16 protein-coding genes and 1 pseudogene are annotated in these 18,481 nt (G+C 72.1%); 16 read left to right on the top strand and 1 reads right to left on the bottom strand.

Annotated features, from left to right (window positions below; all coding sequences use genetic code 11):
- Nucleotides 1–16: 16 nt before the first annotated feature.
- The 16 genes and pseudogenes from OG455_RS22730 to OG455_RS22655 all read left to right on the top strand — a co-directional run bounded on the left by OG455_RS22730 (nt 17) and on the right by OG455_RS22655 (nt 17,192).
- Nucleotides 17–1,219, top strand: coding sequence for a sensor histidine kinase (locus OG455_RS22730; RefSeq protein WP_266296521.1), 1,203 nt, complete (start codon nt 17–19; stop codon nt 1,217–1,219).
- A gap of 110 nt (nt 1,220–1,329) precedes the next feature.
- Nucleotides 1,330–2,019, top strand: a complete 690-nt coding sequence (locus OG455_RS22725; protein WP_266296520.1) for a response regulator transcription factor — start codon at nt 1,330–1,332, stop codon at nt 2,017–2,019.
- Between the two features lie 82 nt (nt 2,020–2,101).
- A complete protein-coding gene (locus tag OG455_RS22720; RefSeq protein ID WP_266296519.1) occupies nt 2,102–3,025 on the top strand; it encodes a Rossmann-like and DUF2520 domain-containing protein in 924 nt (307 codons plus the stop codon).
- On the top strand, nt 3,025–3,921 hold the full coding sequence (gene panC / locus OG455_RS22715; RefSeq protein WP_266296518.1) for a pantoate--beta-alanine ligase: 897 nt from the start codon (nt 3,025–3,027) through the stop codon (nt 3,919–3,921). Before OG455_RS22720 ends, panC begins: the two co-directional genes overlap by 1 nt.
- An 83-nt stretch (nt 3,922–4,004) precedes the next feature.
- The gene (gene panD / locus OG455_RS22710) at nt 4,005–4,421 is read left to right on the top strand and encodes an aspartate 1-decarboxylase (protein WP_266296517.1); all 417 of its coding nucleotides are present in this window, start codon (nt 4,005–4,007) and stop codon (nt 4,419–4,421) included.
- A 25-nt stretch (nt 4,422–4,446) separates the two neighbouring features.
- The gene (locus OG455_RS22705; RefSeq protein ID WP_266296515.1) at nt 4,447–6,114 is read left to right on the top strand and encodes an L-aspartate oxidase; all 1,668 of its coding nucleotides are present in this window, start codon (nt 4,447–4,449) and stop codon (nt 6,112–6,114) included.
- A gap of 6 nt (nt 6,115–6,120) precedes the next feature.
- Entirely contained in the window at nt 6,121–7,101 is a 981-nt protein-coding gene (gene nadC, locus OG455_RS22700) for a carboxylating nicotinate-nucleotide diphosphorylase (protein ID WP_266296513.1), read from the top strand.
- A 24-nt stretch (nt 7,102–7,125) separates the two neighbouring features.
- Nucleotides 7,126–7,917, top strand: coding sequence for a type III pantothenate kinase (locus OG455_RS22695; protein WP_266296511.1), 792 nt, complete (start codon nt 7,126–7,128; stop codon nt 7,915–7,917).
- Between the two features lie 132 nt (nt 7,918–8,049).
- Nucleotides 8,050–8,775, top strand: a complete 726-nt coding sequence (locus OG455_RS22690) for a hypothetical protein (RefSeq protein ID WP_266296509.1) — start codon at nt 8,050–8,052, stop codon at nt 8,773–8,775.
- 208 nt (nt 8,776–8,983) lie between these two features.
- A complete protein-coding gene (locus OG455_RS22685) occupies nt 8,984–10,621 on the top strand; it encodes a hypothetical protein (RefSeq protein ID WP_266296507.1) in 1,638 nt (545 codons plus the stop codon).
- Nucleotides 10,622–10,706: 85 nt separating this feature from the next.
- Nucleotides 10,707–12,284: pseudogene (gene lysX, locus OG455_RS22680) on the top strand (bifunctional lysylphosphatidylglycerol synthetase/lysine--tRNA ligase LysX); the annotation flags it as partial.
- Nucleotides 12,285–12,288: 4 nt separating this feature from the next.
- Nucleotides 12,289–12,459, top strand: coding sequence for a hypothetical protein (locus tag OG455_RS22675; protein ID WP_266296505.1), 171 nt, complete (start codon nt 12,289–12,291; stop codon nt 12,457–12,459).
- A gap of 92 nt (nt 12,460–12,551) precedes the next feature.
- Nucleotides 12,552–12,956, top strand: a complete 405-nt coding sequence (locus OG455_RS22670) for a BlaI/MecI/CopY family transcriptional regulator (RefSeq protein ID WP_266296503.1) — start codon at nt 12,552–12,554, stop codon at nt 12,954–12,956.
- Between the two features lie 10 nt (nt 12,957–12,966).
- Nucleotides 12,967–13,494 (top strand): amino-acid N-acetyltransferase, encoded by a 528-nt coding sequence (locus tag OG455_RS22665; protein ID WP_266296501.1) that lies wholly within the window; start codon nt 12,967–12,969, stop codon nt 13,492–13,494.
- Nucleotides 13,495–13,657: 163 nt separating this feature from the next.
- Complete coding sequence (locus OG455_RS22660) at nt 13,658–14,008, top strand: Lsr2 family protein (protein ID WP_266296499.1); 351 nt, start codon at nt 13,658–13,660, stop codon at nt 14,006–14,008.
- Between the two features lie 667 nt (nt 14,009–14,675).
- Nucleotides 14,676–17,192 carry an ATP-dependent Clp protease ATP-binding subunit gene (locus OG455_RS22655; protein WP_266296497.1) on the top strand — a complete coding sequence of 839 codons (2,517 nt, stop codon included), beginning with the start codon at nt 14,676–14,678 and terminating at the stop codon, nt 17,190–17,192.
- 282 nt (nt 17,193–17,474) lie between these two features.
- On the opposite strand, the gene OG455_RS22650 is transcribed toward OG455_RS22655, so the two are convergent.
- Nucleotides 17,475–18,397, bottom strand: a protein-coding gene (locus OG455_RS22650) for an IS5 family transposase (RefSeq protein WP_266300911.1) whose coding sequence is annotated in 2 segments (ribosomal slippage) — nt 17,475–17,800 and nt 17,800–18,397 — 924 coding nt in all. Because the reading frame shifts where the segments join, the coding sequence is not laid out codon by codon here.
- Nucleotides 18,398–18,481: the final 84 nt, after the last annotated feature.

Here is an 18,481-nt window from a genome sequence, read left to right as displayed (position 1 = left end):
TGCCTAGGCTGGTCACGTGCATCGACTCAACGCCTGGCTTCGCGGACACCCCATGGTGGTCGATGGCGCCTGGGCGTCCATCGTGCTCCTGCTCTCCGTGCTGGGCGCGATCAACGAGGCGGGCTGGCACCAGCCCGCGCTGCTGGTCATCGCGGTGGTCATCTGCGGCCTCATGGTGGTGCGCCGGCGCTGGCCCAACGCCACGGTGGCCGCCGCGATGACGCTGGGGCTGGCCCAGGTCACCGCCCAGATCGACCCGGACGCCTCCTCGATCGGCTACCTGGTCTTCTGCTACACCGGTGCCGCCTTCGGCAGGCCCTGGACCTCCCGCTTCGCGCTGACCGGCGGCCTGCTCGCCGGGCCGCTCACGGTCTGGCTGCTGCGCCGCACCGCGGACGACCACCCGCCGGGGCACGGCTTCCTGCAGCAGGCCTTCGTCGCCGCGCTGCTCTCCAGCCCGTTCATCCTCTGCTGGGCCTGGGGCCGGCTCACCCGGGTCAGGCGCGCCTACCTGACCGAGCTGGAGGACCGCGCGGCCCGCCTGGAGCGCGAGCGCGACGCCCAGGCCAAGGTCGCGGTGGCCGCCGAGCGGGCCCGGATCGCCCGCGAGCTGCACGACGTGGTCGCGCACAACGTCTCGGTGATGATCGTGCAGGCCGACGGCGCCGCCTACGTGATGGACAACTCGCCGCAGCAGGCCAAGGAGGCGCTGGCCACCATCGCCTCCACCGGCCGGCAGGCGCTGGTCGAGATGCGCCGCCTGCTGGGCGTGCTGCGCACCGCCGACGCCGCCCACGAGTACGTTCCGCAGCCGGGCGTCGAGGAGCTGCCCGACCTGCTCGACCAGGTGCGCACGGCCGGCCTGCCGGTGGAGTTCTCCACCTCGGGCGAGGCGCGCGAGCTGCCCCGGGGGGTCGAGCTGACGGTCTACCGGATCGTCCAGGAGGCCCTGACCAACGTCCGCAAGCACGGCGGCCCGGGCGTCAGCGCCCGGGTCGCGGTGGACTTCGGCGACCGCGACCTGAACGTGCTGATCGAGGACGACGGGCGCGGCAGCACCGACGAGCAGCTCACCCGGGGCGGCACCGACGGGCAGGGCCACGGCCTGATCGGCATGCGCGAGCGGATAGGCATGGTCAGCGGCAGCCTGGACGCCGGACCGCGCCCGGGCGGCGGGTTCCGGATCCGCGCCGTCCTCCCCCTGAAGACCGCCCGATAGCCGCCCGACAGCCGTCCGGCAGCCCCGACAGCCGCCCGACAACCACCGACAGCCGCCCGACAGCCGTCCGGCAGCCCCGACAGCCGCCCGACAGAAGGAGAGCCCCCAAGGTGACGATCCGTGTGATGCTCGTGGATGACCAGGAGCTGCTGCGCACCGGCTTCCGGATGGTGCTGCAGTCCCAGGACGACATCGAGATCGCCGCCGAGGCCGGCGACGGCGCCCGGGCCCTGGAGGTGCTGGCCGGCACCTCGGTGGACGTGATCCTGATGGACGTGCGGATGCCCAGGATGGACGGCGTGCAGGCCACCGGCCGGATCTGCCTGGACGCCGACGGCACGCCGCGGCCCGACGCGCCCAAGGTGCTCATCCTGACCACCTTCGACCTGGACGAGTACGCCTTCGCCGCGCTCCGGGCCGGGGCCAGCGGCTTCCTGCTCAAGGACGTGCCGCCCACCGAGCTGGTGGCCGCGATCCGCTCGGTGCACGCGGGCGACGCGGTGGTCGCGCCGACCACCACCCGCCGGATGATCGACCAGTTCGCCGAGGTGCTCCCGATGCCGAAGGCCTCCGGTGCCCAGCCCGCCCTGGCGCCGCTCACCGAGCGGGAGCGGGAGGTCTTCCTGCTGGTCGCCCAGGGCCTGTCGAACAGCGAGATCGCCGCCTCGCTGGTGCTCTCCGAGGCCACCGTGAAGACCCACGTCGGGCGGATCCTGGCCAAGCTGGGCCTGCGCGACCGGGTACAGGCCGTGGTGCTCGCCTACGAGGCCGGCCTGCTCCGGGCGGGCGGGCACGCGTAGGGCCGGCCGGTCCAAGGGCGCCCACGGCGGGCCGTAGGATGGGACGGACCGTCTGGTACCCGTAGAGGACTGGAACGCAGAAGTGAGCACCTCCGAGCTGTTCGACCTCCCCGACCCGGGCGACCCGGCCGGCCGCCCCGCCCGCCTGGCCGTCGGCGTGGTCGGCACCGGCCGGGTCGGCCCCGCCCTCGGCGCCGCCCTGCAACTGGCCGGCCACCGGGTGGTGGCCGCCTCCGGCGTCTCCGCCGCCTCCCGCCGCCGCGCCGAGGCGCTGCTGCCGGGCGTGCGCCTGGTGACTCCCCCTCAGGTGCTGGCCGCCGCCGACCTGGTGCTGCTGACCGTCCCCGACGACGCGCTGGCCGACCTGGTCGCGGGGCTGGCCACCACCGGTGCGATCCGTCCGGGCCAGCTGCTGGTGCACACCTCGGGTGCGCACGGCGTCGGCATCCTGGCGCCCGCCACCCGGGCCGGCGCGCTGCCGCTGGCGCTGCACCCGGCGATGACCTTCACCGGCACCTCGGTCGACCTGGCCCGGCTGGCCGGCTGCCCGTTCGGGGTGACCGCCCCCGAGGAGCTGCGGCCGGTGGCCGAGGCCCTGGTGGTGGAGATGGGCGGTGAGCCCGAGTGGGTGCCCGAGCAGGTCCGCCCGCTCTACCACACCGCCCTGGCGCACGGCGCGAACCACCTGGTCACCCTGGTCGCGCAGGCCGGTGAGCTGCTGCGCACCGCCGGGGTCGCCGAGCCCGGCCGGCTGCTCGGCCCGCTGCTCGGCGCCGCGCTGGACAACAGCCTGCGCTCCGGCGACGCGGCGCTGACCGGCCCGGTGGCCCGCGGCGACGCCGGCACCGTACGCCGGCACCTGGCGCAGCTGACCACGGTGTCACCGGACATCCCGGCCGCCTACCGGGCGATGGCGAAGGCCACCGCGCAGCGGGCGCTGGCGAACGGAACGCTGACGGACGAAGCGGCGGCCTCGCTGCTGGACGTACTCGACGAGGAGATCTGATGGCCCGCCCCAAGCCCGCCGCCAAGGCCCCGAAGGTCCGCAAGGCGCAGCTCACCCACACCGTCGCCGACTTCGAGGGCGCCTTCTGGCCCGACGAGAGCCCGGTGGACAACGCGGTCGTGATGACCATGGGCGCGCTGCACGAGGGCCACGCCGCGCTGATCCGGGCGGCCCGCAAGGAGGTCGGCGCGGACGGCCGGGTCGCCGTCACGGTCTTCGTCAACCCGCTGCAGTTCGGCCCCACCGAGGACCTGGAGCGCTACCCGCGCACCCTGGCCGCCGACGTCCGCCTCGCCGAGGAGCACGGCGCCGACGTGGTCTTCGCCCCGCTGCCCGAGGAGGTCTACCCCAACGGCACCCCGCAGGTGCGACTGTCGGCGGGCCCGATGGGCGAGCGGTTCGAGGGCGTCAGCCGCCCCGGCCACTTCGACGGGATGCTGACCGTGGTGGCCAAGCTGCTGCACATCACCGACCCCGACTTCGCCTACTTCGGCGAGAAGGACGCCCAGCAGCTGGCGATCATCCAGCGGATGGTGGCCGACCTGGACTTCGACGTCGAGGTGGTCGGGGTGCCGACCGTGCGCGAGGCGGACGGCCTGGCGCTCTCCTCGCGCAACCGCTTCCTCGCCGAGGCCGAGCGCGAGCGGGCCCTGGCACTCTCCCGGGCGCTGTTCGCCGGGCGCGACGTGGCCGCGCAGGGCACCAAGGCCGTGCGCGAGGCGGCCGCGCGGGTGCTCGACGAGGCCGAGGGCGTCGAGCTCGACTACCTCGCCCTGATCGACCCGCACGACTTCGTCGAGGCGCCGGACGACTTCCAGGGCGAGGCGGTGCTGGCCGTGGCCGCGCGGGTGGGGACCACCCGTCTGATCGACAACGTCCGTCTGCTCGTCAGGTAGAGCCCCGCCGTGTAGAGCTCGGGCAGAACTCAGGTAGAGCAACGACGCGATTCGGCAAGCACCCGACCCAGGAGGCGTGACCCATGCTCCGCACCATGATGAAGTCCAAGATCCACCGCGCCACCGTCACCCAGGCCGACCTGCACTACGTCGGCTCGGTGACGGTCGACGAGGACCTGCTGGAGGCGGCCGACCTGCTGCCCGGCGAGCTGGTCCACATCGTCGACATCGACAACGGGGCCCGCCTGGAGACCTACACCATCGCCGGGCCGCGCGGCACCGGCGTGATCGGCATCAACGGCGCCGCCGCCCGCCTGGTGCACCCCGGCGACCTGGTGATACTCATCGCCTACGGGCAGATGGACACCGCCGAGGCCAAGGCCTACCGGCCCAAGGTGGTCTTCGTGGATGCCGAGAACAGGATCACCGGCACCGGGGCGGACGCCGCCGAGGCGCTGCCCGGGACGGACACCCTGCGCGGCGACGCCGTACACGCCTGACACCCAAGCCGACTGGAGCCCCGCCATGCCTGCGACCCACCGTCTCACCGCGCCCGCCCCGGGCTGGACCGCCACCACCGACGTCGTGGTGGTCGGCTCCGGCGTGGCGGGCCTGACCGCCGCCCTCGGCATCCGCCAGGCCGGCCTGCGGGTGACCGTGGTCACCAAGGCGATGCTGGACGACGGCTCCACCCGCTGGGCCCAGGGCGGGATCGCCGCCGCGCTGGGCGAGGGCGACACCCCCGAGCAGCACCTGGCCGACACGCTGGTGGCCGGGGCCGGGGTCTGCGACGAGGAGGCCGTGCGGGTCCTGGTCACCGAGGGCCCGGGCGCGGTGCACCGGCTGATCGCGGTCGGCGCCGCCTTCGACACCGGCGCCGACGGCGAGATGCTGCTCACCCGCGAGGGCGGCCACCACCGGCGCCGGATCGCGCACGCGGGCGGCGACGCCACCGGCGCGGAGATATCGCGGGCCCTGGTCGCCGCCGTCCGCTCGGACCCGGGCCTGGAGCTGATCGAGCACGCGCTGGTGCTCGACCTGCTCACCGACGAGAGCGGCCACGCGGCCGGGCTGACCCTGCACGTGATGGGCGAGGGCCAGCGCGACGGGGTCGGCGCGCTGCGGGCCAGGGCCGTGGTGCTGGCCACCGGCGGCATGGGCCAGGTCTTCTCGGCCACCACCAACCCGGCGGTCTCCACCGGCGACGGGGTGGCGCTCGCCCTGCGGGCCGGCGCCGAGGTGGCCGACCTGGAGTTCGTCCAGTTCCACCCGACCGTCCTGTGGCTCGGCCCGGAGGCCCAGGGCCAGCAGCCGCTGATCTCCGAGGCGGTCCGCGGCGAGGGCGCCCACCTGGTGGACGCCGCCGGGACCCGCTTCATGCTGGGCACCCACGAGCTCAACGAGCTGGCCCCGCGCGACATCGTGGCCAAGGCGATCACCCGGCAGATGCAGGCCCAGGACACCGACCACATGTACCTGGACGGGCGGCACTTCGGCGCCGCGATGTGGGCCGAGCGGTTCCCGACCATCCTGGCCTCCTGCCGCTCGCACGGCATCGACCCGGTCACCGAGCCGATCCCGATCGCCCCGGCCGCGCACTACGCCTCCGGCGGGGTCCGCACCGACCTGCGCGGGCGCACCTCGGTGCCCGGCCTCTCCGCCTGCGGCGAGGTGGCCTGCACCGGCGTGCACGGTGCCAACCGGCTGGCCTCCAACTCGCTGCTCGAAGGCCTGGTCTTCGCCGAGCGGATCGCCGCCGACCTGACCGCCCGGCACCGGGCCGGCGACCTGCCCGAGCGCGCGGTGGACGTGGCCGCCGCCCGCGCCGCGCGCACCGTGCCGCTGCCCGCCCCCGAGGCCCGCGCCCAGGTCCAGCACCTGATGTCGCGCGGCGCCGGCGTGCTGCGCTCGGCCGCCAGCATGGCCACCGCCGCCGCCGGGCTGGCCGCGCTCGCCGAGGGCGCCGCCGCGCACACCGCCGAGGAGAAGCCGGCCGACCCCCGGGTGGAGACCTGGGAGGCGGCCAACCTGCTGCTGGTCGCCACCGCCCTGGTGGCCGCCGCCGCCCGGCGCGAGGAGACCCGCGGCTGCCACTGGCGCCAGGACTTCCCCGAGCGCGACGACGCCCACTGGCGCCGCCACCTGACCACCACCCTGGACGCGGACGGACTCCGCGTCGCCGAGGAGCACTGAGCAACCATGACCCACACGCACGAAGAGCTGCCGCTCGCGGACCAGGACGCCGGCCAGGAGGGCTGCGGCGCGGGCTGCGGCTGCGCCGACGGCGAGGGCTACGAGACCGGCCTGGACCCGGCGCTGGCCGAGCTGCTGGAGGAGGCCGGCCTGGACCCGGTCGAGGTCGAGGACATCGCCACCCTGGCGCTGGCCGAGGACCTGGCCGGCGGCGAGGACGTCACGTCGGTGGCGACCGTCCCCGAGGACGCGGTGGCCACCGCCGACTTCACCGCCCGCGAGGCCGGCGTGGTGGCGGGCCTGCGGATCGCCGAGGCCGTGGTCTCGCTGATCTGCGAGGAGGAGTTCGAGGTCGAGCGGCACGTCGAGGACGGCGACCTGGTCGAGGCCGGCCAGGTGCTGCTCTCGGTGCGCAGCCGCACCCGCGACCTGCTCACCGCCGAGCGCAGCGCGCTCAACCTGCTCTGCCACCTGTCCGGCATCGCCACCGCGACCCGGGCCTGGGCGGACGCCCTGGCGGGCACCGGTGCCGCCGTGCGCGACACCCGCAAGACCCACCCGGGCCTGCGCGCGCTGCAGAAGTACGCGGTGCGCTGCGGCGGCGGCGTCAACCACCGGATGGCGCTCTCCGACGCGGCGCTGATCAAGGACAACCACGTGGTCGCCGCGGGCGGCGTGGCCGAGGCCTTCCGGGCCGTGCGGGCCGCCTACCCCGAGCTGGAGGTCGAGGTCGAGGTGGACCGGATCGACCAGATCGCGCCGGTGCTGGAGGCCGGGGCCGACCTGATCCTGCTGGACAACTTCACCGTGGCCGAGCTCAAGGAGGCCGTCGCCCTGGTCGACGGCCGGGCGAAGCTGGAGGCTTCCGGCGGCCTGACCCTGGCCACCGCGCGCGCGGTCGCCGAGACTGGTGTCGACTACCTCGCGGTCGGCGCGCTGACCCACTCGGCGCCGGTCCTGGACATCGGCCTGGACCTCCGTTCCTGACCCTGCGACAGACGAAAGCGGCCCATGCTCCTCACCATCGACGTCGGCAACACCCAGACCACGCTCGGCCTGTTCGACGGTGAGGAGGTCGTCGACCACTGGCGGATCTCCACCGACCCGCGCCGCACCGCCGACGAACTGGCTGTCCTGATGCAGGGCCTGATGGGCCGGCGCACCGGCGGCACCGGGCCCGAGCAGGTGGACGGCCTGGCGATCTGCTCCTCGGTGCCCGCCGTGCTGCACGAGCTGCGCGAGGTCACCCGCCGCTACTACGGCGACGTGCCCGCGGTGCTGGTGGCCCCGGGGGTGAAGACCGGGGTGCACGTCCTGATGGACAACCCCAAGGAGGTCGGCGCGGACCGGATCGTCAACGCGCTGGCCGCCAACCACCTGTACGGCGGCCCGTGCATCGTGGTCGACTTCGGCACGGCCACCACCTTCGACGCGATCAACGAGCGCGGCGACTACGTGGGCGGCGCGATCGCCCCCGGCATCGAGATCTCGGTCGAGGCGCTGGGGGTGCGCGGCGCCCAGCTGCGCAAGATCGAGCTGGCCCGGCCGCGCAACGTGATCGGCAAGAACACCGTGGAGGGCATGCAGTCGGGCGTCCTCTACGGCTTCGCCGGACAGGTGGACGGGCTGGTCACCCGGATGGCCAAGGAACTCTCGCCCAAGGACCCGGAGGACGTCCAGGTGATCGCCACCGGCGGCCTGGCACCGCTGGTGCTGGGCGAGGCGAGCACGATCGACGTGCACGAGCCCTGGCTGACCCTGATCGGCCTGCGGCTGGTCTACGAGCGCAACACGACGAGCTGAGCACGGCACGGCGGGCCGGGCACAACACGGAGGGCGGGCCGGGCGCAACACGGGAGGGCACGGACTGATCCGAACGGGGCGCCGCGCGCGAGGCTTCCGACAAATCGGATATTCCTCACGTAGTGTCAACTTATGCCCACGCCCCACGGATCCCGCGGCGGCATGGCCTTCAGCGCCGACGAAGTGCGCGTGCTGCGCCGTGCTCTCGCCCAAGCTCTCCACCCCGCCGTTCCCGCGCAGCTGCCGTCCGGCCACGGCTCGGCCGACCTCTGGATCGAGGACGTCCAGGACGCGCTGCGCCTGACCGAGGCCATCGACGAGGCCGCCGCCGAGGGCGGCCGGCTGCGCCGCTTCCTGCTCGCCGAACTGGTCCGCTACCGGACCGCGCTGCCCGGCAGCGCCCCGGGCTACCTGGAACGCCTGGAGGAGGCCGTCACCGACGGCTACCTGCCCGAACCCGACGACCTGTCGGCCCTGCGCGCCCTGACCCGGCAGCCCTGCGGCCCCGGCGAGCACAGCCGCCGCTCACGCCTGGCCGGCCGCTGCCACGCCCTGGCCGAGTCCGCCGTCCGCGAACGCCTCGCGCTCACCTCGGGCCTGCCCCGCCCCGCCACCGAGCCCGTCCCGGCCCCCGCCCGCCACCTGGCCGCCGTGCCCACCCCCCTCACCGACCGAGCCGGAGGACCGATCCCGATGAGCACCCAGTCCCACCAGTCCACCGCCTCGACCCAGCGCCCGACCCGGATCCCGACCCCGGCCGAACTCTTCGCCCGCCGCCCCGCCCCGGTGGGCGCGGCAACGCACCCCGCGGCGCCGCGCGAGGAGGAGGACGAGGAACTCGCGACCGGTACGGGGTGACTCCGTGCCCGGACCGCGCGCCATCGCCCTCGCGGGGGCGGTGGCGCGCGGTGCTTTATCGACAATGCGAGCACTCCATGACCGATCGCCGGTCAAGATTTCATAAAATCTCAGTGCGCTTGCGCACCACTGTCCTTATGTGCCCGATTCATTCCCTCATGAACACCCTTATGGTCCGCTGGGAATATTCAGTCACCAGGGGGACCCCGTGCTTTCAGCCCGCACCCGCAGGGCAACCGCGGCCGGCGCCACCGCGCTCACCGCACTCGTCACCGCCGGCCTGACAGCGCTGCCGGCGCAGGCGGCCGCCGGGGCGCTGACCATCACCGGCCAGGCGGTCTACGCGCTGCCCACCGACGGCACCACGCAGCAGGTGCGCATGACGATCGCCGACCCGCAGTCGGCCAAGCCGCAGGAAGCCAAGGTCACGATCGACACCAGCGCGCTGGCCGGCATCGCCACCGTCCAGACCAGCGCCGCCTGCACGACCCAGGGCTCCACCGTCACCTGCGACGAGTCCGTCGGCCCGAACGTCGGCAGCCAGCTCGAGCTGCCCTTCCAGGCCGTCAAGACCGCGAAGCCCGGAACCTCCGCGAAACTGCACCTGACGGCGACCACTCCCGACGGCGGCTCCGCCTCCTTCGACACCGTGCTCACCGTCGGTGGCACCCAGCTGTCGGTCAAGCCGCTCCCCGCGCAGCACGGCCTCAAGGTCGGCTCGACCATCACCACCGGCCTGGACATCACCAACAACGGGTCGCTGGCCTCCACCCAGACCACCATCGAGATCTACTCGGACACCGCACTGCCGATGCACCAGTACGGCAACTGCCTCTACGACCACAGCTCGGGGATCGAGTCGATCGCGATCTGCACCGTCAACACCGGCATCGCCCCCGGCGAGACGGTCCACCTCGACCCGGTGCAGTTCGACGTGACCAGTCAGGCACTGGGCGAGGACATCGAGTTCAACGTGAGCCCGCAGCCGGTCGACCTCACCGGGTTCCCCGCCACGGACAAGCTCGTTCAGGGCAGCGGCCCACGGCTGACCCTCGGCAAGCCCGAGTCCCCGGCCCCGGTTCCCTCCACCGTGGCCGAGCTGAGCCAGAACAACGGCGCCGACCTCCAGGTGAGCGTCGACAACAGCGCGGACTTCGTCGCGCTCGGGAGCTGGCAGCCGCAGTCCGGGGGCAAGCAGGGCACCCTCCAGGTCGGCCTGCGCAACGACGGTCCGGCGATGATCACCAGCCGGGCCGGCTCCTCGGCCGCCGACCTGCAGGTGATCCTGCCCGCCGGCGTCAAGGTCACCACGGTTCCGAACGGCTGCACGCAGGCCAAGGTCTCCGACCCGGCCGGCCGGACCCTGTACCGCTGCGACACCAAGGACACCCAGCTCGCCGGCTTCAAGATCACCTTTGACTTCGGCGTCCAGGTCGACGACCCCACCGCTGTGCGCAACGGCCTGGTCGACTTCGTCGACGGCGAGGCGCCGTCCGACTTCGCCGCAGCCGACAAGCTGAGCTTCGACCCGAACCCGGCGAACAACAGCGTCCAGCTCGCCTTCGGCGCCCAGGCCACGGCCTCTCCCACCCCCAGCACCGCCGCGGCCGCCCCCGCCACCAGCGCCCCGGCCGTCGCCACCACCAGCGCCGCGGCCGCCCCCGCCAGGACCCCCAGCGCGGTCGCCACGCCCACCAAGGCCGCCGGCACCTCCCAGGACCTCGCCTTCACCGGCGGCGGCTCCAACGCCGGTGCCATCGCCGCCGTCGGTGGCGGCGTGATCCTGCTCGGCGCGGGCTCGCTCTTCTACGCGAACCGCCGCCGCAAGGCCGCCGACCAGGGCTGAGCCCCGCACGCGTGACGCACCCCGCCCCGCCCCGGCGATATCCGGTGGCGGGGCGGGGTGTATGGCTCGCTACCCTGGTGAGGTGAGCGATCAGAGCAGCCTTCCCGCGACCGACGACCTTCCCGAGCAGATGCGCGTGAGGCGCGAGAAGCTCGAGCGCCTGCGCGCCGCCGGGGTCGACCCGTACCCGGTCGGATTCCCCCGGACCACCACCATCGCGGACCTCCGCGCCAAGCACCCGGACCTGCCCGTCGACACCGCCACCGGCGAGCGGGTCGGCGTCACCGGCCGGGTCGTGCTGGCCCGCACCGGCGGCAAGCTCTGCTTCGCGACGCTGCGCGACGGCTCGGGCGACCTGCAGGTGATGCTCTCGCTGGACAAGCTCGGCGAGGAGCGACTGGCCGCCTGGAAGGGCGACATCGACCTGGGCGACCAGGTGGGCGTCGAGGGCGAGGTGATCACCTCCAAGCGCGGTGAGCTGAGCGTCATGGTGGACAGCTGGGCGCTGACCGCCAAGTGCCTGCGCCCGCTGCCCGACAAGCACAAGGGCCTGACCGACCCCGAGGCCCGGGTCCGCCAGCGGTACGTGGACCTGATCGTGAACCCCGAGGCCCGCGAGATCCTGCAGCTGCGCACCAAGGTGATCCGCTCGATCCGCCGCACCTACGAGGACCGCGGCTACCTCGAGGTCGAGACCCCGATGCTGCAGCCGATCCACGGCGGCGCCAACGCCCGCCCGTTCGTCACCCACATCAACGCCTACGACATCGACCTCTACCTGCGGATCGCCACCGAGCTCTACCTCAAGCGGCTGGTGGTCGGCGGCGCCGAGAAGGTCTTCGAGATCAACCGGAACTTCCGCAACGAGGGCGCCGACGCGACCCACAACCCGGAGTTCACCGCGCTGGAGTCCTACGAGGCGTACGGCGACTACGACACCCAGGCCGAGCTGATCCGGGAGATCGTGGTCAACGCGGCCCGGGACGCGCTGGGCACCACCGTGGTGCGCGGCACCGACCCGCACGGCGTCGAGCACGAGATCGACCTGGCCGAGCCGTGGGAGGAGGTCAGCGTCTACCCGGGCATCTCCGCGCGGCTGGGTACCGAGGTGACTCCGCGGACCACCGTCGAGGAGCTGCGCAAGCTCGCCGACGCGGCCGGCGTGCCCTACGAGAAGGAGTGGGGCCACGGCCAGATCGTCCTGGAGATGATCGAGCGACTGCTGGAGGAGAACGCGATCCGGCCCACCTTCATCCGGGACTACCCGACCGAGGTCTCCCCGCTCACCCGCCAGCACCGCTCGATCGCCGGCGTGGCGGAGAAGTGGGACCTGGTGATCTTCGGGACGGAGCTGGGCACCGCCTACTCCGAGCTGATCGACCCGGTCGAGCAGCGCGCCCGCCTCACCGCCCAGTCGCTGCTGGCGGCCGGCGGCGACGTCGAGGCGATGCAGGTGGACGAGGACTTCCTGCGGGCCCTGGAGTACGCGATGCCGCCCACCGGCGGGCTGGGTCTGGGCGTCGACCGCCTGATCATGCTGCTCACCGGCAAGAACATCCGCGAGACGGTGCTCTTCCCGCTGGTGAAGCCCGAGAGCAGGAAGCTCACGGACCCGGCGGGCGGCTCCGACGCGGTGTCCACCGAGCTGACCAAGGGAGAGTGACCTGATGGAGTACGTCAGTGCGATCGTGCCACCGCTGGTGATGGCGATCGGCTTCGGCTTCCTGGTGCGGGCCATCATCCGCAGCCAGGGCGGCACCCAGAAGGGCAAGGAGGACGCCGCCGCCGAGGCGCTGACCCGGCCCGCGGCCGCCGCCGGCGGCGGGACCGCCGAGTAGACCGGCTCCCGCGGACGGGATTTCGAAGGCCACTCCCCGATCAGGGAGTGGCCTTCTCCGTTGAACCGACAAAAAGTCTCTAAAGTGGTCGTATGGTGCGTCCGCTCGGTGAGCTGGAGAACGCCGTCATGACCCGGGTGTGGGAGTGGAACCGCCTGGTGACGGTTCGCGAGGTGCTGCTCGATCTGCGCACGGAACGCGAAATCGCGTACACGACGGTGATGACCGTGCTGGACAAGCTGTACCGAAAGGGCTGGCTGCGCCGGGAGCGCGAGGGGCGCGCCTATCGATATGCGCCGGTCTCCTCCCGTGAGGCGTACACGGCATCGCTGATGAACGACGCCTGGAGCACCAGCGACAATCCCGCCGCCGCGCTGGTGCACTTCTTCGGCACGATGTCCGCCGAGCAGCGGGGCGCGCTGCGCGACGCACTTCGGGTGGCCGGCCCCGACCTGGCGAACGGAACCGAGGAGACCCCTCCCCCCGGGACGCGATAACGTCCCGCCCATGGAGGTCACCATCCGCCGGGCGCGGACCACTGATGTGCGGGCCGTACGCCGGCTCATCGACAGCTACTCGCGCGACGGCATTCTGCTCGACAAGCCCACCGTCGCGCTGTTCGAATCCGTCCAGGAGTTCTGGGTGGCCGAACGGGAGGCGGACGGCACCGTGGTCGCCTGCGGAGCGCTGCACGTCATGTGGGAGGACCTCGCCGAGGTCCGCACCCTGGCGGTCGATCCGATCTGCCGAGGTCACGGCATCGGGCACGTACTGCTGGACCGGCTGCTGGACACCGCGCGCTGGCTCGGCGTCCGTCGGATTTTCTGCTTGACGTTCGAGGTGGCGTTCTTCGCGAAACACGGCTTCGTCGAGATCGGGGAAACCGATGATGGTACGACAGACCCGGCCGTCATCGCTACGGAAGTGTATGAAGAACTCCTTCGCTCCTACGACGAAGGCGTGGCCGAGTTCCTCGACCTGGAGCGGGTGAAGCCCAACACCCTGGGCAACTCGCGCATGCTGCTGCACCTCTGAACCGGCACCTGAACCGGCACCGCGGCAGTTGCCCGGCTGTTGCGCCGCGACTTGCCGGGGAGCGCTTGGCGCGCCCGGGCGAACAGACCGGGGTTTGTGTTTTCCGAGAAAAGGCGGTTTCCTTTCCCTAAGGCATTGGGTCGTTAAGAGGAAAGGGAGTCCCGTGGCGCAGAGGGTACAGGTCATTCTTGAAGACGATCTCGACGGCGGTTCGGCGGACGAGACGGTGACGTTCGCCCTCGACGGCGTTGCCTACGAGATCGACCTGAAGTCCGACAACGCGGAGAAGCTGCGCGGCCTGCTCGCTCCGTACGTCGAAAAGGGCCGCAAGCAGAGCGGCCGGCTCACCAGCGCGCGCCGCACCAGCGGCCGCGCCGCCGCCCGCCCGGCGGCCAGCAGCGCGGACACGGCAAAGATCCGCACGTGGGCGAAGGACAACGGCCTTCCCGTGAACGACCGGGGCCGGGTCCCGAGCAACGTCCGCGAGGCGTACGAGGCGGCCAACGCCTCCTGACGCGCCGCCCGGCGCCCGACGGCGCACCGAGCGGATCGCGCCACCCACGACGGGGCGCGGAGGCCACACCTCCGCGCGCCGTGGCCCGAGACGGTCGCCGGAACACTCACGGACTGTGCAACGCTGGAACGGCGGCACGGTCACGGCGCCCGCCCCGTTCGGCCCTACCCGGGCCGGCGGCACCCCTGGCCCCGGGCCACCGCCCCGGCTCGAACGGGGCTCGACCCCTGCTTGAGCCCCTGTCATCCAGGGCCGCCCGGAGCGGACTTCTCGCGGGGCGAACAACACCAGTGGGGAAACTGCGCGAGAACGGCCGGAATTTCCGGTATGAATGCAGGTGGGGCGGGCGACAGAGCCGTGAGTGGCTTCCGGAGCCCGGCCCGGAGGCAGCCGCGAAGCCGAAGAACGAGGCGGGTGCGCACTGTTCCCCATCGGGGCGCCGAGCGTGTTCGCCATTGGCGTAGCGGCAGCACGTGCATCGGGCCGACTAGCGGGAACACCGTTCCCCAGCATCAGGTTGGGAAGGGTGTCGGCTGGTCGCGCAGCATGATTTCCCCGCAGTCGCGGGGGAACACCGTAGGCCGCGCCGCTGAGCGGGACTAGCATGCGGAAGGACAGGGCGGGGACAGTCCCCGAACTGCCCGACCGCTCTGAGGAGCGATTAACGATGTTCGAGAGGTTCACCGACCGCGCGCGGCGGGTTGTCGTCCTGGCTCAGGAAGAAGCCCGGATGCTCAACCACAACTACATCGGCACCGAGCACATCCTCCTGGGCCTGATCCACGAGGGTGAGGGTGTCGCCGCTAAGGCCCTGGAGAGCCTCGGGATCTCTCTTGAGGCGGTCCGCCAGCAGGTCGAGGAGATCATCGGCCAGGGCCAGCAGGCCCCGTCCGGTCACATCCCGTTCACACCCCGGGCCAAGAAGGTGCTGGAGCTGTCGCTCCGCGAGGCCCTTCAGCTCGGCCACAACTACATCGGCACCGAGCACATCCTGCTCGGCCTGATCCGCGAGGGCGAGGGCGTCGCCGCCCAGGTGCTGGTCAAGCTCGGCGCCGACCTCAACCGGGTCCGCCAGCAGGTGATCCAGCTGCTCTCCGGTTACCAGGGCAGCGGCAAGGAGTCGGCCACGGCCGGCGGCCCCGCCGAGGGCACGCCGTCGACCTCGCTGGTCCTGGACCAGTTCGGCCGCAATCTCACCCAGGCCGCCCGCGAGGCCAAGCTCGACCCGGTGATCGGGCGCGAGAAGGAGATCGAGCGGGTCATGCAGGTGCTGTCCCGCCGCACCAAGAACAACCCGGTGCTGATCGGCGAGCCCGGCGTCGGCAAGACGGCCGTCGTCGAGGGCCTGGCCCAGGCGATCGTCAAGGGCGAGGTCCCCGAGACGCTGAAGGACAAGCAGCTCTACACGCTGGACCTCGGCGCCCTGGTGGCCGGCTCGCGCTACCGCGGTGACTTCGAGGAGCGCCTGAAGAAGGTGCTCAAGGAGATCCGCACCCGCGGCGACATCATCCTCTTCATCGACGAGCTGCACACCCTGGTCGGCGCGGGCGCCGCCGAGGGTGCGATCGACGCGGCCTCCATCCTGAAGCCGATGCTGGCCCGCGGGGAGCTGCAGACGATCGGCGCCACCACGCTGGACGAGTACCGCAAGCACCTGGAGAAGGACGCGGCGCTGGAGCGCCGGTTCCAGCCGATCCAGGTCGCCGAGCCCTCGCTCCCGCACACCATCGAGATCCTCAAGGGCCTGCGCGACCGCTACGAGGCCCATCACCGGGTCTCGATCACGGACGCCGCCCTGGTCGCCGCCGCCACCCTGGCCGACCGGTACATCTCGGACCGCTTCCTGCCGGACAAGGCGATCGACCTGATCGACGAGGCCGGCTCCCGGATGCGCATCCGCCGGATGACCGCGCCGCCGGACCTGCGCGAGTTCGACGAGAAGATCGCCGACGTGCGCCGCGAGAAGGAGAGCGCGATCGACGCGCAGGACTTCGAGAAGGCCGCCTCGCTGCGTGACGACGAGAAGCAGCTCCTCAACGCGAAGTCCAAGCGCGAGAAGGAGTGGAAGGCCGGCGACATGGATGTCGTCGCCGAGGTCGACGAGGAGCTGATCGCCGAGGTCCTCGCCACGGCCACCGGCATCCCGGTCTTCAAGCTGACCGAGGAGGAGTCCTCCCGGCTGCTGCGCATGGAGGACGAGCTGCACAAGCGCGTCATCGGCCAGAAGGACGCCATCAGGGCGCTCTCCCAGGCCATCCGGCGCACCCGGGCGGGCCTCAAGGACCCGAAGCGCCCCGGCGGTTCGTTCATCTTCGCCGGCCCCTCGGGTGTCGGTAAGACCGAGCTGTCCAAGACGCTGGCGGAGTTCCTCTTCGGCGACGAGGACGCGCTGATCTCCCTCGACATGTCGGAGTTCAGCGAGAAGCACACCGTCTCGCGGCTCTTCGGCTCCCCGCCCGGCTACGTCGGGTACGAGGAGGGCGGGCAGCTCACCGAGAAGGTGCGCCGCAAGCCGTTCTCGGTCGTCCTCTTCGACGAGGTCGAGAAGGCCCACCCGGACATCTTCAACTCGCTGCTGCAGATCCTGGAGGACGGTCGCCTGACCGACTCCCAGGGCCGGGTCGTGGACTTCAAGAACACGGTCATCATCATGACGACCAACCTCGGCACCCGGGACATCTCCAAGGGCTTCGGCCTGGGCTTCGCGGCCACCGGCGACACCGCCACCGGCTACGAGCGGATGAAGGCCAAGGTCGGCGAGGAGCTCAAGCAGCACTTCCGCCCCGAGTTCCTCAACCGTGTCGACGACATCGTGGTCTTCCACCAGCTGTCGGAAGAGGACATCATCCAGATCGTCGACCTGATGGTCGACAAGGTGGACTCCCGGCTGAAGGACCGCGACATGGGCCTGGAGCTCAGCGTCGAGGCCAAGAAGCTGCTGGCCAAGCGCGGTTACGACCCGCTGCTGGGCGCGCGTCCGCTGCGGCGCACGATCCAGCGCGAGATCGAGGACCACCTCTCCGAGAAGATCCTCTTCGGCGAGCTGCGGGCCGGCCAGATCGTGGTCGTCGGCGTGGAGGGCGAGGGCAAGGAAGCCAAGTTCACCTTCCGCGGCGAGGAGAAGTCGGCTGTCGCCGACACCCCGGCGGCGGTCGCGGCGACGGGTCCCGACCTGACGAAGTAGCAGCTCGCTCCGAGTGAGTCGCGGCCGTGGGCCCCACGAAGGAATTCGTGGGGCCCACGGCTTTTTCGCGGCGTGCAGTGATGGGCTGTGACCGAACTCCGTTTCGAGGGTCGAGGGCACCTGCGGCCCTCCTGGGGTGCGCCGGCGATTCCACTCGCCATCCTCCTCGTGCAGATCCTGGCGCGGGACCTGCACCGCGGTTGGGCGTCGGGCCTGGCTCGAAGCGGGCGGCGCCGCGGCTACGGCTGACCGACGGCAGCTCCCTAGGCCCTGTCCGGCCGATCATGTGCGGAGCCAGATCATGAAGGCTGCGACGGTGACGGTCCCCTGGTAGACGTATGCCCGCTTGTCGTATCTCGTCGCGACGGCGCGGTAGTTCTTCAGTCTGCTGATGGCTCGTTCGACGGTGTTGCGTTTCCTGTACCGATCCCGATCGAACCCGGGTGGTCGGCCGCCGGCATGCCCGCGCGTGCGGCGGTTGGCAGCCTGGTCGCTCTTCTCGGGGATGCTGTGGCGTATCCCGCGACTCCGTAGGTATTGGCGTATTGCCCGGCTGCTGTACGCCCTGTCCGCGCTGACGCTCGACGGGGTGCTCCGAGGCCGGCCAGCACCGATGCGGGAACCCGGAGGCCTCTCATCACCGCCTCGAACTGCGTACAGTCCGCACGCTGGCCCTGTGTCAGGACCAGGGAAAGCACGCGGCACCGGCCGTCGGCGCTCAGGTGGACCTTGGTGGTGAAACCGCCTCGTGAGCGACCAAGGGCATCACCCTCGCAAACTGGGGCTACGGCTTTGCCGACACCCGGCCGGAGCCCGCCGGCGGAGTGACGCCCGGACGACAGGGGCATCGGCACCGTGCGCCGGGCACCGGCGGCGTGCTGGTGGGCGCGCACGGATGTGGAGTCGACCGCGATCTCCCAGTCGATGTCACCTTCCGCGTCGGCCTCGGCCTGGAGCCGACGGAGCACCAGGGCCCAGGTACCGTCCGCCGACCACCGCCGATGCCGTTCGGAAACGGTCTTCCACGGCCCGTAGCGGTGCGGCAGGTCACGCCACGGCACACCGGTCCGAAGCCGGTGCAGCACCCCGTTGATCACCTGCCGGTGGTCGCGCCACCTGCCGCACCGCCCGGTGCCCACCGGCAGGTACGGCCGAAGCCGCTCCCACTGCGCATCCGTGAGATCGCCCCTGCCTCTGTCCTCCACGGCCGGATCAACGACCACTCCGCCAACCGGAAACCGGGCAGGCTCCCGCGGCGCGCCGGGCTCAAGGAAGGTGCGCGGACGGAC

Source organism: Kitasatospora sp. NBC_01287 (assembly GCF_026340565.1).
Classification (GTDB): domain Bacteria; phylum Actinomycetota; class Actinomycetes; order Streptomycetales; family Streptomycetaceae; genus Kitasatospora.
Note: the sequence above shows the minus strand (reverse complement) of the source record. Positions and strands in the feature narration are given on the sequence as shown.